This window comes from Escherichia sp. MOD1-EC6842, from assembly GCF_002965705.1.
Classification (GTDB): Bacteria; Pseudomonadota; Gammaproteobacteria; order Enterobacterales; family Enterobacteriaceae; genus Escherichia; species Escherichia ruysiae.
This window is the reverse complement of the sequence record NZ_PTRF01000028.1, coordinates 15,427-31,007: the sequence shown is the minus strand read 5'-3', so window position 1 is coordinate 31,007 and position 15,581 is coordinate 15,427. Positions and strand designations below refer to the sequence as shown.

General features: G+C 51.9%; 11 protein-coding genes and 1 pseudogene. 10 read left to right on the top strand and 2 right to left on the bottom strand.

Translation table 11 applies throughout. The features are described 5' to 3' along the window. The 10 genes and pseudogenes from A7Z29_RS21605 to A7Z29_RS21555 all read left to right on the top strand — a co-directional run. Window positions 1–75, top strand: a 75-nt coding sequence (locus tag A7Z29_RS21605; protein ID WP_072164356.1) for an EF-Tu C-terminal domain-related protein, incomplete at its 5' end; no start/stop codon positions are given. 229 nt (window positions 76–304) lie between these two features. Then, complete coding sequence (gene secE / locus A7Z29_RS21600; protein WP_001275702.1) at window positions 305–688, top strand: preprotein translocase subunit SecE; 384 nt, start codon at window positions 305–307, stop codon at window positions 686–688. Between the two features lies 1 nt (window position 689). After that, the gene (gene nusG, locus A7Z29_RS21595) at window positions 690–1,235 is read left to right on the top strand and encodes a transcription termination/antitermination protein NusG (protein WP_001287521.1); all 546 of its coding nucleotides are present in this window, start codon (window positions 690–692) and stop codon (window positions 1,233–1,235) included. Between the two features lie 158 nt (window positions 1,236–1,393). Further along, complete coding sequence (gene rplK / locus A7Z29_RS21590; RefSeq protein ID WP_001085926.1) at window positions 1,394–1,822, top strand: 50S ribosomal protein L11; 429 nt, start codon at window positions 1,394–1,396, stop codon at window positions 1,820–1,822. 3 nt (window positions 1,823–1,825) lie between these two features. Then, window positions 1,826–2,530 carry a 50S ribosomal protein L1 gene (gene rplA / locus A7Z29_RS21585; protein WP_001096683.1) on the top strand — a complete coding sequence of 235 codons (705 nt, stop codon included), beginning with the start codon at window positions 1,826–1,828 and terminating at the stop codon, window positions 2,528–2,530. Between the two features lie 412 nt (window positions 2,531–2,942). Next, window positions 2,943–3,440: a 50S ribosomal protein L10 gene (gene rplJ / locus A7Z29_RS21575; protein ID WP_001207201.1), complete on the top strand. Its 498-nt coding sequence runs from the start codon at window positions 2,943–2,945 to the stop codon at window positions 3,438–3,440. 66 nt (window positions 3,441–3,506) lie between these two features. Continuing rightward, entirely contained in the window at window positions 3,507–3,872 is a 366-nt protein-coding gene (gene rplL, locus A7Z29_RS21570) for a 50S ribosomal protein L7/L12 (protein ID WP_000028878.1), read from the top strand. Window positions 3,873–4,190: 318 nt separating this feature from the next. Continuing rightward, window positions 4,191–8,219 (top strand): DNA-directed RNA polymerase subunit beta, encoded by a 4,029-nt coding sequence (gene rpoB, locus A7Z29_RS21565; RefSeq protein WP_105290797.1) that lies wholly within the window; start codon window positions 4,191–4,193, stop codon window positions 8,217–8,219. A gap of 76 nt (window positions 8,220–8,295) precedes the next feature. After that, window positions 8,296–12,519: a DNA-directed RNA polymerase subunit beta' gene (gene rpoC / locus A7Z29_RS21560; protein ID WP_000653937.1), complete on the top strand. Its 4,224-nt coding sequence runs from the start codon at window positions 8,296–8,298 to the stop codon at window positions 12,517–12,519. A 221-nt stretch (window positions 12,520–12,740) separates the two neighbouring features. Next, a pseudogene (locus A7Z29_RS21555) lies at window positions 12,741–13,271 on the top strand (stationary phase growth adaptation protein); the annotation flags it as partial. A 409-nt stretch (window positions 13,272–13,680) separates the two neighbouring features. On the opposite strand, the gene thiH reads toward A7Z29_RS21555, so the two are convergent. Together thiH and thiG are read right to left on the bottom strand one after the other, a co-directional pair. Beyond that, a complete protein-coding gene (thiH, locus tag A7Z29_RS21550; RefSeq protein ID WP_105290796.1) occupies window positions 13,681–14,814 on the bottom strand; it encodes a 2-iminoacetate synthase ThiH in 1,134 nt (377 codons plus the stop codon). Continuing rightward, window positions 14,811–15,581 (bottom strand): thiazole synthase, encoded by a 771-nt coding sequence (thiG, locus tag A7Z29_RS21545; RefSeq protein WP_105290795.1) that lies wholly within the window; start codon window positions 15,579–15,581, stop codon window positions 14,811–14,813. Before thiG ends, thiH begins: the two co-directional genes overlap by 4 nt.

Sequence of the window (15,581 nt, the reverse complement as noted above, 5' to 3'; positions counted from 1 at the left end):
GACGGTCTGCGTTTCGCAATCCGTGAAGGCGGCCGTACCGTTGGCGCGGGCGTTGTAGCTAAAGTTCTGAGCTAATTGCCGATAACATTTGACGCAATGCGCAATAAAAGGGCATCATTTGATGCCCTTTTTGCACGCTTTCGTACCAGAACCTGGCTCATCAGTGATTTTCTTTGTCATAATCATTGCTGAGACAGGCTCTGTTGAGGGCGTATAATCCGAAAAGCGAATACGCGTTTCGATTTGGTTTGCCTCGCTATCGCGGGGTGAAAATGTTTGTAGAATACTTCTGACAGGTTGGTTTATGAGTGCGAATACCGAAGCTCAAGGAAGCGGGCGCGGCCTGGAAGCGATGAAGTGGGTCGTTGTGGTGGCATTGCTCCTGGTGGCAATCGTCGGCAACTACCTTTATCGCGACATTATGCTGCCGCTGCGTGCGCTGGCCGTAGTAATTCTGATTGCTGCAGCGGGGGGTGTCGCGCTGTTAACGACAAAAGGTAAAGCAACCGTTGCTTTTGCCCGTGAAGCGCGTACCGAAGTCCGTAAGGTCATTTGGCCGACTCGCCAGGAAACATTGCACACCACGCTGATTGTGGCTGCGGTTACCGCAGTAATGTCACTGATCCTGTGGGGACTGGATGGTATTCTGGTTCGCCTGGTATCCTTTATCACTGGCCTGAGGTTCTGAGATGTCTGAAGCTCCTAAAAAGCGCTGGTACGTCGTTCAGGCGTTTTCCGGTTTTGAAGGCCGCGTAGCAACGTCGCTGCGTGAGCATATCAAATTACACAACATGGAAGAGTTGTTTGGCGAAGTCATGGTTCCGACTGAAGAAGTCGTTGAGATCCGTGGCGGTCAGCGTCGCAAAAGCGAACGCAAATTCTTCCCTGGCTACGTCCTCGTTCAGATGGTGATGAACGACGCGAGCTGGCACCTGGTGCGCAGCGTACCGCGTGTGATGGGCTTCATCGGCGGTACTTCCGATCGTCCTGCGCCAATCAGCGATAAAGAAGTTGATGCGATTATGAACCGCCTGCAGCAGGTTGGTGATAAGCCGCGTCCGAAAACGCTGTTTGAACCGGGTGAAATGGTTCGTGTTAATGATGGTCCGTTCGCTGACTTCAACGGCGTCGTTGAAGAGGTGGATTACGAGAAGTCTCGTCTGAAAGTCTCTGTTTCTATCTTCGGTCGTGCGACCCCGGTAGAGCTGGACTTCAGCCAGGTTGAAAAAGCCTAACCCAGCGATCAAAAAAGCGGCGATTTAATCGTTGCACAAGGCGTGAGATTGGAATACAATTTCGCGCCTTTTGTTTTTATGGGCCTTGCCCGTAAAACGATTTTTTATATCACGGGGAGCCTCTCAGAGGCGTTATTACCCAACTTGAGGAATTTATAATGGCTAAGAAAGTACAAGCCTATGTCAAGCTGCAGGTTGCAGCTGGTATGGCTAACCCGAGTCCGCCAGTAGGTCCGGCTCTGGGTCAGCAGGGCGTAAACATCATGGAATTCTGCAAAGCGTTCAACGCAAAAACTGATTCCATCGAAAAAGGTCTGCCGATTCCGGTAGTTATCACCGTTTACGCTGACCGTTCTTTCACTTTCGTTACCAAGACTCCGCCGGCAGCAGTTCTGCTGAAAAAAGCGGCTGGTATCAAGTCTGGTTCCGGTAAGCCGAACAAAGACAAAGTGGGTAAAATTTCCCGCGCTCAGCTGCAGGAAATCGCGCAGACCAAAGCTGCCGACATGACTGGTGCCGACATTGAAGCGATGACTCGCTCCATCGAAGGTACTGCACGTTCCATGGGCCTGGTAGTGGAGGACTAAGAAATGGCTAAACTGACCAAGCGCATGCGTGTTATCCGCGAGAAAGTTGATGCGACCAAACAGTACGACATCAACGAAGCTATCGCTCTGCTGAAAGAGCTGGCGACTGCTAAATTCGTAGAAAGCGTGGACGTTGCTGTTAACCTCGGCATCGACGCTCGTAAATCTGACCAGAACGTACGTGGTGCAACTGTACTGCCGCACGGTACTGGCCGTTCCGTTCGCGTAGCTGTATTTACCCAGGGCGCAAACGCTGAAGCTGCTAAAGCTGCAGGCGCTGAACTGGTAGGTATGGAAGATCTGGCTGACCAGATCAAGAAAGGCGAAATGAACTTTGACGTTGTTATTGCTTCTCCGGATGCAATGCGCGTTGTTGGCCAGCTGGGCCAGGTTCTGGGTCCGCGCGGCCTGATGCCGAACCCGAAAGTGGGTACTGTAACCCCGAACGTTGCTGAAGCGGTTAAAAACGCTAAAGCTGGCCAGGTTCGTTACCGTAACGACAAAAACGGCATCATCCACACCACCATTGGTAAAGTGGACTTTGACGCTGACAAACTGAAAGAAAACCTGGAAGCTCTGCTGGTTGCGCTGAAAAAAGCAAAACCGACTCAGGCGAAAGGCGTGTACATCAAGAAAGTTAGCATCTCCACCACCATGGGTGCAGGTGTTGCAGTTGACCAGGCTGGCCTGAGCGCTTCTGCAAACTAATACCTTTACGTGGGCGGTGATTTTGTCTACAATCTTACCCCCACGTATAATGCTTAATGCAGACGTATATCCGAGATATTCGGGTTGTGGCAAGGCGGCAACTGAGTGAGTCGCCAGGAACATAGCTAACTATGTGACTGGTGCGAACGAAGGAAGCCAACGCCGGCACAAGCTGAATAGCGACGGATAGAAAAGATTTGTTCGTTGGAGCCTGGCCTATCCAGGCCTCCGTCGAAGACCGCAGGAGTTTCGTAAGAAACTTAATCCCCTGCGTAGACGGTGACAGAACGCTAAGATTATTCTTTTATATTCTGGCTTGTTTCTGCTCACCGTAATTAAGACGCTCTCTCCATTTGGAGGAGTGAAGTGAGTTCCAGAGATTTTCTCTGGCAAACATCCAGGAGCAAAGCTAATGGCTTTAAATCTTCAAGACAAACAAGCGATTGTTGCTGAAGTCAGCGAAGTAGCCAAAGGCGCGCTGTCTGCAGTGGTTGCGGATTCCCGTGGCGTAACTGTAGATAAAATGACTGAACTGCGTAAAGCAGGTCGCGAAGCTGGCGTATACATGCGTGTTGTTCGTAACACCCTGCTGCGCCGTGCTGTTGAAGGTACTCCGTTCGAGTGCCTGAAAGACGCGTTTGTTGGTCCGACCCTGATTGCATACTCTATGGAACACCCGGGCGCTGCAGCTCGTCTGTTCAAAGAGTTCGCGAAAGCGAATGCAAAATTTGAGGTCAAAGCCGCTGCCTTTGAAGGTGAGCTGATCCCGGCGTCTCAGATCGACCGCCTGGCAACTCTGCCGACCTACGAAGAAGCAATTGCACGCCTGATGGCAACCATGAAAGAAGCTTCGGCTGGCAAACTGGTTCGTACTCTGGCTGCTGTACGCGATGCGAAAGAAGCTGCTTAATCGCAGTTATCTTTTTAACGCATTCGCTTACGTATAAACTTATTCTGATATTCAGGAACAATTTAAATGTCTATCACTAAAGATCAAATCATTGAAGCAGTTGCAGCTATGTCTGTAATGGACGTTGTAGAACTGATCTCTGCAATGGAAGAAAAATTCGGTGTTTCCGCTGCTGCTGCTGTAGCTGTAGCTGCTGGCCCGGTTGAAGCTGCTGAAGAAAAAACTGAATTCGACGTAATTCTGAAAGCTGCTGGCGCTAACAAAGTTGCTGTTATCAAAGCAGTACGTGGCGCAACTGGCCTGGGTCTGAAAGAAGCTAAAGACCTGGTAGAATCTGCTCCAGCTGCTCTGAAAGAAGGCGTGAGCAAAGATGACGCTGAAGCACTGAAAAAAGCTCTGGAAGAAGCTGGCGCTGAAGTTGAAGTTAAATAAGCCAACCCTTCCGGTTGCAGCCTGAGAAATCAGGCTGATGGCTGGTGACTTTTTAGTCACCAGCCTTTTTGCGCTGTAAGGCGCCAGTAGCGTTTCACACTGTTTGACTACTGCTGTGCCTTTCAATGCTTGTTTCTATCGACGACTTAATATACTGCGACAGAACTCCCGTTCTGTGTAAATCGCAATGAAATGGTTTAAGCGTGATAGCAACAGGCATTGCGGAAAGTATCCATTTTCCGGTCAACAAAATAGTGTTGCACAAACTGTCCGCTCAGTGGACAGATGGGTCGACTTGTCAGCGAGCTGAGGAACCCTATGGTTTACTCCTATACCGAGAAAAAACGTATTCGTAAGGATTTTGGTAAACGTCCACAAGTTCTGGATGTACCTTATCTCCTTTCTATCCAGCTTGACTCGTTTCAGAAATTTATCGAGCAAGATCCTGAAGGGCAGTATGGTCTGGAAGCTGCTTTCCGTTCCGTATTCCCGATTCAGAGCTACAGCGGTAATTCCGAGCTGCAATACGTCAGCTACCGCCTTGGCGAACCGGTGTTTGACGTCCTGGAATGTCAAATCCGTGGCGTGACCTATTCCGCACCGCTGCGCGTTAAACTGCGTCTGGTGATCTATGAGCGCGAAGCGCCGGAAGGCACCGTAAAAGACATTAAAGAACAAGAAGTCTACATGGGCGAAATTCCGCTCATGACGGACAACGGTACCTTTGTTATCAACGGTACTGAGCGTGTTATCGTTTCTCAGCTGCACCGTAGTCCGGGCGTCTTCTTTGACTCCGACAAAGGTAAAACCCACTCTTCGGGTAAAGTGCTGTATAACGCGCGTATCATTCCTTACCGTGGTTCCTGGCTGGACTTCGAATTCGATCCGAAGGACAACCTGTTCGTACGTATCGACCGTCGCCGTAAACTGCCTGCGACCATCATTCTGCGTGCACTGAACTACACCACAGAGCAGATCCTCGACCTGTTCTTTGAAAAAGTTATCTTTGAAATCCGTGATAACAAGCTGCAGATGGAACTGGTGCCGGAACGCCTGCGTGGTGAAACTGCATCTTTTGACATCGAAGCTAACGGTAAAGTGTACGTAGAAAAAGGCCGCCGTATTACTGCGCGCCACATTCGCCAACTGGAAAAAGACGACGTCAAACTGATTGAAGTTCCGGTTGAGTACATCGCAGGTAAAGTGGTTGCTAAAGACTATATTGATGAGTCTACCGGCGAGCTGATCTGCGCAGCGAATATGGAGCTGAGCCTGGATCTGCTGGCTAAGCTGAGCCAGTCTGGTCATAAGCGTATCGAAACGCTGTTCACCAACGATCTGGATCACGGCCCATATATCTCTGAAACCTTACGTGTCGACCCAACTAACGACCGTCTGAGCGCACTGGTAGAAATCTACCGCATGATGCGTCCTGGCGAGCCGCCGACTCGTGAAGCTGCTGAAAGCCTGTTCGAGAACCTGTTCTTCTCTGAAGACCGCTATGATCTGTCTGCGGTTGGTCGTATGAAGTTCAACCGTTCTCTGCTGCGCGAAGAAATCGAAGGTTCCGGTATCCTGAGCAAAGACGACATCATTGATGTTATGAAAAAGCTCATCGATATCCGTAACGGTAAAGGCGAAGTCGATGATATCGACCACCTCGGCAACCGTCGTATCCGTTCCGTTGGCGAAATGGCGGAAAACCAGTTCCGCGTTGGCCTGGTACGTGTAGAGCGTGCGGTGAAAGAGCGTCTGTCTCTGGGCGATCTGGATACCCTGATGCCTCAGGACATGATCAACGCCAAGCCGATTTCCGCAGCAGTAAAAGAGTTCTTCGGTTCCAGCCAGCTGTCTCAGTTTATGGACCAGAACAACCCGCTGTCTGAGATTACGCACAAACGTCGTATCTCTGCACTCGGTCCAGGCGGTCTGACCCGTGAACGTGCAGGCTTCGAAGTTCGAGACGTACACCCGACTCACTACGGTCGCGTATGTCCAATCGAAACGCCTGAAGGTCCTAACATCGGTCTGATCAACTCCCTGTCCGTGTACGCACAGACTAACGAATACGGCTTCCTTGAGACTCCGTATCGTAAAGTGACCGACGGTGTTGTAACTGACGAAATTCACTACCTGTCTGCTATCGAAGAAGGTAACTACGTTATCGCCCAGGCGAACTCCAACCTGGATGAAGAAGGCCACTTCGTAGAAGACCTGGTAACTTGCCGTAGTAAAGGCGAATCCAGCTTGTTCAGCCGCGACCAGGTTGACTACATGGACGTATCCACCCAGCAGGTGGTATCCGTCGGTGCGTCCCTGATCCCGTTCCTTGAACACGATGACGCCAACCGTGCATTGATGGGTGCGAACATGCAACGTCAGGCCGTTCCGACTCTGCGTGCTGATAAGCCGCTGGTTGGTACGGGTATGGAACGTGCTGTTGCCGTTGACTCCGGTGTAACTGCGGTTGCTAAACGTGGCGGTGTTGTTCAGTACGTGGATGCTTCCCGTATCGTTATCAAAGTTAACGAAGACGAGATGTATCCGGGCGAAGCTGGTATCGATATCTACAACCTGACCAAATACACCCGTTCGAACCAGAACACCTGTATCAACCAGATGCCGTGTGTGTCTCTGGGTGAACCGGTAGAACGTGGCGACGTGCTGGCAGACGGTCCGTCCACCGACCTCGGTGAACTGGCGCTCGGTCAGAACATGCGCGTGGCGTTCATGCCGTGGAATGGTTACAACTTCGAAGACTCCATCCTCGTATCCGAGCGTGTTGTTCAGGAAGACCGTTTCACCACTATTCACATCCAGGAACTGGCGTGTGTGTCCCGTGACACCAAGCTGGGGCCGGAAGAGATCACCGCTGACATCCCGAACGTGGGTGAAGCTGCGCTCTCCAAACTGGATGAATCCGGTATCGTTTACATTGGTGCGGAAGTAACCGGTGGCGACATTCTGGTTGGTAAGGTAACGCCGAAAGGTGAAACTCAGCTGACCCCAGAAGAAAAACTGCTGCGTGCGATCTTCGGTGAGAAAGCGTCTGACGTTAAAGACTCTTCTCTGCGCGTACCAAACGGTGTATCCGGTACGGTTATCGACGTTCAGGTCTTTACTCGCGATGGCGTAGAAAAAGACAAACGTGCGCTGGAAATCGAAGAAATGCAGCTCAAACAGGCGAAGAAAGACCTGTCTGAAGAACTGCAGATCCTCGAAGCGGGTCTGTTCAGCCGTATCCGTGCTGTGCTGGTAGCCGGTGGCGTTGAAGCTGAGAAGCTCGACAAACTGCCGCGCGATCGCTGGCTGGAGCTGGGCCTGACCGACGAAGAGAAACAAAATCAGCTGGAACAGCTGGCTGAGCAGTATGACGAACTGAAACACGAGTTCGAGAAGAAACTCGAAGCGAAACGCCGCAAAATCACCCAGGGCGACGATCTGGCACCGGGCGTGCTGAAGATTGTTAAGGTATATCTGGCGGTTAAACGCCGTATCCAGCCTGGTGACAAGATGGCAGGTCGTCACGGTAACAAGGGTGTAATTTCTAAGATCAACCCGATCGAAGATATGCCTTACGATGAAAACGGTACGCCGGTAGACATCGTACTGAACCCGCTGGGCGTACCGTCTCGTATGAACATCGGTCAGATTCTGGAAACCCACCTGGGTATGGCTGCGAAAGGTATCGGCGACAAGATCAACGCCATGCTGAAACAGCAGCAAGAAGTCGCGAAACTGCGCGAGTTCATCCAGCGTGCGTACGATCTGGGCGCTGACGTTCGTCAGAAAGTTGACCTGAGTACCTTCAGCGATGAAGAAGTTATGCGTCTGGCTGAAAACCTGCGCAAAGGTATGCCGATCGCAACGCCGGTGTTCGACGGTGCGAAAGAAGCAGAAATTAAAGAGCTGCTGAAACTTGGCGACCTGCCGACTTCTGGTCAGATCCGCCTGTACGACGGCCGCACTGGTGAACAGTTCGAACGTCCGGTAACTGTTGGTTACATGTACATGCTGAAACTGAACCACCTGGTCGACGACAAGATGCACGCGCGTTCCACCGGTTCTTACAGCCTGGTTACTCAGCAGCCGCTGGGTGGTAAGGCACAGTTCGGTGGTCAGCGTTTCGGGGAGATGGAAGTGTGGGCGCTGGAAGCATATGGCGCGGCATACACCCTGCAGGAAATGCTCACCGTTAAGTCTGATGACGTGAACGGTCGTACTAAGATGTATAAGAACATCGTGGACGGCAACCATCAGATGGAGCCGGGCATGCCAGAATCCTTCAACGTATTGTTGAAAGAGATTCGTTCGCTGGGTATCAACATCGAACTGGAAGACGAGTAATTCTCGCTCAAACAGGTCACTGCTGTCGGGGTAAAACCCGGCAGCGGATTGTGCTAACTCCGACGGGAGCAAATCCGTGAAAGATTTATTAAAGTTTCTGAAAGCGCAGACTAAAACCGAAGAGTTTGATGCGATCAAAATTGCTCTGGCATCGCCAGACATGATCCGTTCATGGTCTTTCGGTGAAGTTAAAAAGCCGGAAACCATCAACTACCGTACGTTCAAACCTGAGCGTGACGGCCTTTTCTGCGCCCGTATCTTTGGGCCGGTAAAAGATTACGAGTGCCTGTGCGGTAAGTACAAGCGCCTGAAACACCGTGGCGTTATCTGTGAGAAGTGCGGCGTTGAAGTGACCCAGACCAAAGTACGCCGTGAGCGTATGGGGCACATCGAGCTGGCTTCTCCGACTGCGCACATCTGGTTCCTGAAATCTCTGCCGTCCCGTATCGGCCTGCTGCTCGATATGCCGCTGCGCGATATCGAACGCGTGCTGTACTTCGAATCCTATGTGGTAATCGAAGGCGGTATGACCAACCTGGAACGCCAGCAGATCCTGACTGAAGAGCAGTATCTGGACGCGCTGGAAGAGTTCGGTGACGAATTCGACGCGAAAATGGGTGCGGAAGCAATCCAGGCTCTGCTGAAGAGCATGGATCTGGAGCAAGAGTGCGAACAGCTGCGTGAAGAGCTGAACGAAACTAACTCCGAAACCAAGCGCAAGAAGCTGACCAAGCGTATCAAACTGCTGGAAGCGTTCGTTCAGTCTGGTAACAAGCCAGAGTGGATGATCCTGACCGTTCTGCCGGTACTGCCGCCAGATCTGCGTCCGCTGGTTCCGCTGGATGGTGGTCGTTTCGCGACTTCTGACCTGAACGATCTGTATCGTCGCGTCATTAACCGTAACAACCGTCTGAAACGTCTGCTGGATCTGGCTGCGCCGGACATCATCGTACGTAACGAAAAACGTATGCTGCAGGAAGCGGTAGACGCCCTGCTGGATAACGGTCGTCGCGGTCGTGCGATCACCGGTTCTAACAAGCGTCCTCTGAAATCTTTGGCCGACATGATCAAAGGTAAACAGGGTCGTTTCCGTCAGAACCTGCTCGGTAAGCGTGTTGACTACTCCGGTCGTTCTGTAATCACCGTAGGTCCATACCTGCGTCTGCATCAGTGCGGTCTGCCGAAGAAAATGGCGCTGGAGCTGTTCAAACCGTTCATCTACGGCAAGCTGGAACTGCGTGGTCTTGCTACCACCATTAAAGCTGCTAAGAAAATGGTTGAGCGCGAAGAAGCTGTCGTTTGGGATATCCTGGACGAAGTTATCCGCGAACACCCGGTACTGCTGAACCGTGCACCGACTCTGCACCGTCTGGGTATCCAGGCATTTGAACCGGTACTGATCGAAGGTAAAGCTATCCAGCTGCACCCGCTGGTTTGTGCGGCATATAACGCCGACTTCGATGGTGACCAGATGGCTGTTCACGTACCGCTGACGCTGGAAGCCCAGCTGGAAGCGCGTGCGCTGATGATGTCTACCAACAACATCCTGTCCCCGGCGAACGGCGAACCAATCATCGTTCCGTCTCAGGACGTTGTACTGGGTCTGTACTACATGACCCGTGACTGTGTTAACGCCAAAGGCGAAGGCATGGTGCTGACTGGTCCGAAAGAAGCAGAACGTATTTATCGCGCTGGCCTGGCCTCTCTGCATGCGCGCGTTAAAGTGCGTATCACTGAATACGAAAAAGATGCTAACGGTGAATTAGTAGCGAAAACCAGCCTGAAGGACACGACCGTTGGCCGTGCCATTCTGTGGATGATTGTACCGAAAGGTCTGCCTTACTCCATCGTCAACCAGGCGCTGGGTAAAAAAGCAATCTCCAAAATGCTGAACACCTGCTACCGCATTCTCGGCCTGAAACCGACCGTTATTTTTGCGGACCAGATCATGTACACCGGCTTTGCATATGCAGCGCGTTCCGGTGCATCGGTTGGTATCGATGACATGGTCATCCCGGAGAAGAAACACGAAATCATCTCCGAGGCAGAAGCAGAAGTTGCTGAAATTCAGGAGCAGTTCCAGTCTGGTCTGGTAACTGCGGGCGAACGCTACAACAAAGTTATCGATATCTGGGCTGCGGCGAACGATCGTGTATCCAAAGCGATGATGGATAACCTGCAAACTGAAACCGTTATTAACCGTGACGGTCAGGAAGAGAAGCAGGTATCTTTCAACAGCATCTACATGATGGCCGACTCCGGTGCGCGTGGTTCTGCGGCACAGATTCGTCAGCTTGCTGGTATGCGTGGTCTGATGGCGAAGCCGGATGGCTCCATCATCGAAACGCCAATCACCGCGAACTTCCGTGAAGGCCTGAACGTACTCCAGTACTTCATCTCCACCCACGGTGCTCGTAAAGGTCTGGCGGATACCGCACTGAAAACTGCGAACTCCGGTTACCTGACTCGTCGTCTGGTTGACGTGGCGCAGGACCTGGTGGTTACTGAAGACGATTGTGGTACTCATGAAGGTATCATGATGACTCCGGTTATCGAGGGTGGCGATGTTAAAGAGCCGCTGCGCGATCGCGTACTGGGTCGTGTAACTGCAGAAGACGTTCTGAAGCCGGGTACTGCCGATATCCTCGTTCCGCGCAACACGCTGCTGCATGAACAGTGGTGTGACCTGCTGGAAGAGAACTCTGTCGACGCGGTTAAAGTACGTTCTGTTGTATCCTGTGACACCGACTTTGGTGTATGTGCGCACTGCTACGGTCGTGACCTGGCGCGTGGCCACATCATCAACAAAGGTGAAGCAATCGGTGTTATCGCGGCACAGTCCATCGGTGAACCGGGTACTCAGCTGACCATGCGTACGTTCCACATCGGTGGTGCGGCGTCCCGTGCGGCTGCTGAATCCAGCATCCAGGTGAAAAACAAAGGTAGCATCAAGCTCAGCAACGTGAAGTCGGTTGTGAACTCCAGCGGTAAACTGGTTATCACTTCCCGTAACACCGAACTGAAACTGATCGACGAATTTGGTCGTACCAAAGAAAGCTACAAAGTGCCTTACGGTGCGGTACTGGCGAAAGGTGATGGCGAACAGGTTGCAGGCGGCGAAACCGTTGCAAACTGGGACCCGCACACCATGCCGGTTATCACTGAAGTAAGCGGTTTTGTTCGCTTCACCGATATGATTGACGGTCAGACCATTACTCGTCAGACCGACGAACTGACCGGTCTGTCTTCGCTGGTAGTTCTGGATTCCGCAGAACGTACCGCAGGTGGTAAAGATCTGCGTCCGGCACTGAAAATCGTTGATGCTCAGGGTAACGACGTTCTGATCCCTGGTACTGATATGCCTGCGCAGTACTTCCTGCCGGGTAAAGCGATTGTTCAGCTGGAAGATGGCGTACAGATCAGCTCTGGTGACACCCTGGCGCGTATTCCGCAGGAATCTGGCGGTACTAAGGACATCACCGGTGGTCTGCCGCGCGTTGCGGATCTGTTCGAAGCACGTCGTCCGAAAGAGCCGGCAATCCTGGCTGAAATCAGCGGTGTCGTTTCCTTCGGTAAAGAAACCAAAGGTAAACGTCGTCTGGTTATCACTCCGGTAGACGGCAGCGAACCTTACGAAGAGATGATTCCGAAATGGCGTCAGCTCAACGTGTTCGAAGGTGAACGTGTAGAACGTGGTGACGTCATTTCCGACGGTCCGGAAGCGCCGCACGACATTCTGCGTCTGCGTGGTGTTCATGCTGTGACTCGTTACATCGTTAACGAAGTACAGGACGTATACCGTCTGCAGGGCGTTAAGATTAACGATAAACACATCGAAGTTATCGTTCGTCAGATGCTGCGTAAAGCCACCATCGTTAACGCGGGTAGCTCCGACTTCCTGGAAGGCGAACAGGTTGAATACTCTCGCGTCAAGATCGCAAACCGCGAACTGGAAGCGAACGGCAAAGTGGGTGCAACTTATGCCCGCGATCTGCTGGGTATCACCAAAGCGTCTCTGGCAACCGAGTCGTTCATCTCTGCGGCATCGTTCCAGGAGACCACTCGCGTACTGACCGAAGCAGCTGTTGCGGGCAAACGCGATGAACTGCGCGGTCTGAAAGAGAACGTTATCGTAGGTCGTCTGATCCCGGCAGGTACGGGTTATGCGTATCACCAGGATCGTATGCGCCGCCGTGCTGCGGGCGAAGCTCCGGCTGCACCGCAGGTGACTGCAGAAGACGCGTCTGCCAGCCTGGCAGAACTGCTGAACGCAGGTCTGGGCGGTTCTGATAACGAGTAATCGTTAATCCGCAAATAACGTAAAAACCCGCTTCGGCGGGTTTTTTTATGGGGGCGATTCAGGAAAAGACCATTTATCAGAATATTTAACGAATTTCTGGATGCTCATAATAAATGTAAAGCTGGCTAACATCCTGAAACTGACTGAACTAATTGAGTCAAAGTTGGCAAGGATTCGATACTATTCCCGTGTAACTTTCTTAAGGAACGAGAATGAAATAGGAAGTAGAGAAGTGGCGGCCTTTTGAACATCCGGATGGTAACGTTCGTGATTTATCGTTTCTTGATGCTCATCAGGCCGTCTACGTTCAGCATCATGAGGGCAAAGAGCCTTTAGAGTATCGCTTTTGGGTTACCTACCCTCTTCACTGTTTCACAAAAGATTATGAACATCAGACGAACGAAGAAAAACTATCGTTAATGTATTATGCGCCTAAAGAATCTCGCCCCTTCTGCCAGCATCGCTATAACTTAGCGCGTATGCACTTAAAAAGAGCTATTTTGGCGCTGCCAGAATGCAAAGTTATTCATGCCGGGTATGGTAGTTATGCCGTGATTGAAGTGGAGTTAGAGGGAGGAGAAAAGAAATTTTACTTTGTTGCGTTCAAAGTTTTTAGAGAAAAGAAAAAACTACGCTTGCATGTAACTAGTGCTTATCCCATTTCTGAAAAACAGAAAGGTAAAGCAGTGAAATTTTTTACCATCGCCTACAACCTATTAAGAAATAAGTCGCTTCCTCAGCCCTCAAAATAACAAAACCCACCTTAAGGTGGGTTTCGCCAGAGAATCATCTCTGGTATTCAGAACGCCATTACCGGACTTTGCCTTGACCTTGCGATAATCGCAGGTTGCGGGATGTCTGAATTTCTTCAGTCTGCTGCATCCAGGAAGATGAGAACATGTGTTCTTATTTTCGTCTGTATCATAGTCGGGTATTTACTCTCTTACAATCAGATCTCTTTCATTGTTCAACAGGTAGTGACTCCAGACTTTGCATTGTGAAATTTTTAAGAAAGGCAGGGCGAAACGAGGAAGAAGCTTTTCGCCCTGGACAACATTCCTGCTGACGGTACTACCATAAAAAAACGCAACGCTTTCAACAACCTTCCGTTTTTCATCTTCCGTAGCAGCTCGGAATAAATTTACGTTCTTACATTCTGTCTCATGGCCTTTGCGAGGCGCGTCCCAGATAGCTGTCCCAGTCTTTCCATACCGGCTGCAAACCCTGAGCGATTAATGCGGCAGCAACCGTTTCAGGTCGGCGATCGTCGTGCGGTGAGAACTGTTCCAGCTCGGGGTGATTGTCGGCATAGCCACCTGGTTGCGTTTTCGAGAAGGCGCTGACGTTATTAATTGCCAGCGGAATAACGCGATCGCGAAACCACGGTGATTCCCGCGTGGAGAGTGAGAGTTCAATCTCCGGCGCAAGCAGACGGAAGGCGCAGATGGTTTGCACTAACTGGCGTTCATCCATAATCGACGCTGGCTCAATCCCGCCAGTACACGGGCGCAGGCGCGGGAAGGAGACGGAATAACGACTTTGCCAGTAATGCTGTTGCAGCCACAGTAAATGCTCGGCAACCATATAGCAGTCAACGCGCCAGCTGTCAGAAAGGCCGATTAGCGCGCCGAGGCCTATCTTATCAATCCCCGCGCGACCCAGCCGATCCGGCGTTTCCAGTCGCCAGAAAAAGTCCTGTTTTTTACCTTTCAGATGATGGCGGGCATACGTCGCCTCGTGATACGTCTCCTGATAAACCATTACCCCATCGAGACCAAGTTGCTTTAACTCGGCGTATTCCGCTTCCGCCAGCGGCTGTACTTCCATCTGTAGTGAAGAGAACTGTTCACGCAGGGCAGGGAGATGACGACGAAAGTAATCCATTCCCACTTTTGCCTGATGTTCACCAGTGACCAGCAACAGATGCTCAAAGCCCATTTCCCGAATAGCGGCGCTTTCTCTGGCGATATCTGCTTCATCCAGCGTTTTGCGCTTGATGCGATTGCTCATGGAAAATCCACAGTACGTGCAGTCGTTAGCGCAAAGATTGGAAAGATAAAGCGGGACGTAGAAGCTGACGACGTTGCCAAATCGCTGACGAGTCAGACGCTGCGCCCGTTGAGCCAGTGGTTCCAGGTATTCACTGGCGGCTGGCGATAACAGCGCCATCATGTCGTCGCGGGTAGGTGGCGCTGTACTCAGCGCCCGCTCTACGTCAGCAGCCGTTTTGCTGTTGATACGCAGGCGGATGTCGTCCCAGTCCAGTTGCCGCCAGCGGTCGCTGAAGGTTTTCATGCCGATGCCTCCAGAAATCCGGTCAGTGGGCTGGTGGCATGAGCAAAATGACTGCGGCTGCCAGGTCCGGCCTGACGTGCCAGCAGGCCCGCTTCTACCGCCAGGCGAAATGCCTTCGCCATGGTGACGGGATCGTCCGCGACGGCAATTGCCGTATTCACTAACACCGCATCGGCGCCCATTTCCAGCGCCTGCGCGGCATGGCTTGGAACGCCGATGCCAGCATCAACGACTACCGGAACCGTGGCCTGCTGGATAATAATCTCCAGCATGGCGCGGGTTTCTAGCCCCTGATTAGAACCAATCGGTGCACCGAGCGGCATCACCGCTGCACAGCCCACTTCTTCCAGACGTTTGCACAACACCGGATCGGCACCGCAGTAAGGCAGCACGACAAATCCTTGTTGCACCAGCGTTTCGGCGGCTTTCAGCGTTTCGATGGGATCGGGCAACAACCAGCGGGCGTCAGGGTGAATCTCCAGCTTCAGCCAGTGTGTTCCTAACGCTTCACGTGCCAGATGGGCAGCGAAAATGGCTTCTTCCGCCGTTTTCGCCCCAGAAGTATTCGGCAGCAGTGTCACACCCGCCGCGATAAGCGGGGCGAGGATAGCGTCATTGTGCTGGCGCAAGTCGACGCGTTTCATTGCCAGCGTCACCAGTTGGCTGCCGGAAGCGCGGATCGCCTCCACCATCAGTTGTGAAGAGGCGAATTTCCCGGTGCCGGTAAACAGATGTGAATCAAACATTTTGTCCGCGATACGTAACAT

What these genes read in the sequence shown, in the direction of transcription:
- secE (WP_001275702.1), top strand. Translation starts at nt 305, where the DNA reads ATGAGTGCGAATACCGAAGCTCAAGGAAGCGGGCGCGGCCTGGAAGCG.
- nusG (WP_001287521.1), top strand. Translation starts at nt 690, where the DNA reads ATGTCTGAAGCTCCTAAAAAGCGCTGGTACGTCGTTCAGGCGTTTTCC.
- rplK (WP_001085926.1), top strand. Translation starts at nt 1,394, where the DNA reads ATGGCTAAGAAAGTACAAGCCTATGTCAAGCTGCAGGTTGCAGCTGGT.
- rplA (WP_001096683.1), top strand. Translation starts at nt 1,826, where the DNA reads ATGGCTAAACTGACCAAGCGCATGCGTGTTATCCGCGAGAAAGTTGAT.
- rplJ (WP_001207201.1), top strand. Translation starts at nt 2,943, where the DNA reads ATGGCTTTAAATCTTCAAGACAAACAAGCGATTGTTGCTGAAGTCAGC.
- rplL (WP_000028878.1), top strand. Translation starts at nt 3,507, where the DNA reads ATGTCTATCACTAAAGATCAAATCATTGAAGCAGTTGCAGCTATGTCT.
- rpoB (WP_105290797.1), top strand. Translation starts at nt 4,191, where the DNA reads ATGGTTTACTCCTATACCGAGAAAAAACGTATTCGTAAGGATTTTGGT.
- thiH (WP_105290796.1), bottom strand. Translation starts at nt 14,814, where the DNA reads ATGAAAACCTTCAGCGACCGCTGGCGGCAACTGGACTGGGACGACATC.
- thiG (WP_105290795.1), bottom strand. Translation starts at nt 15,581, where the DNA reads ATGTTACGTATCGCGGACAAAATGTTTGATTCACATCTGTTTACCGGC.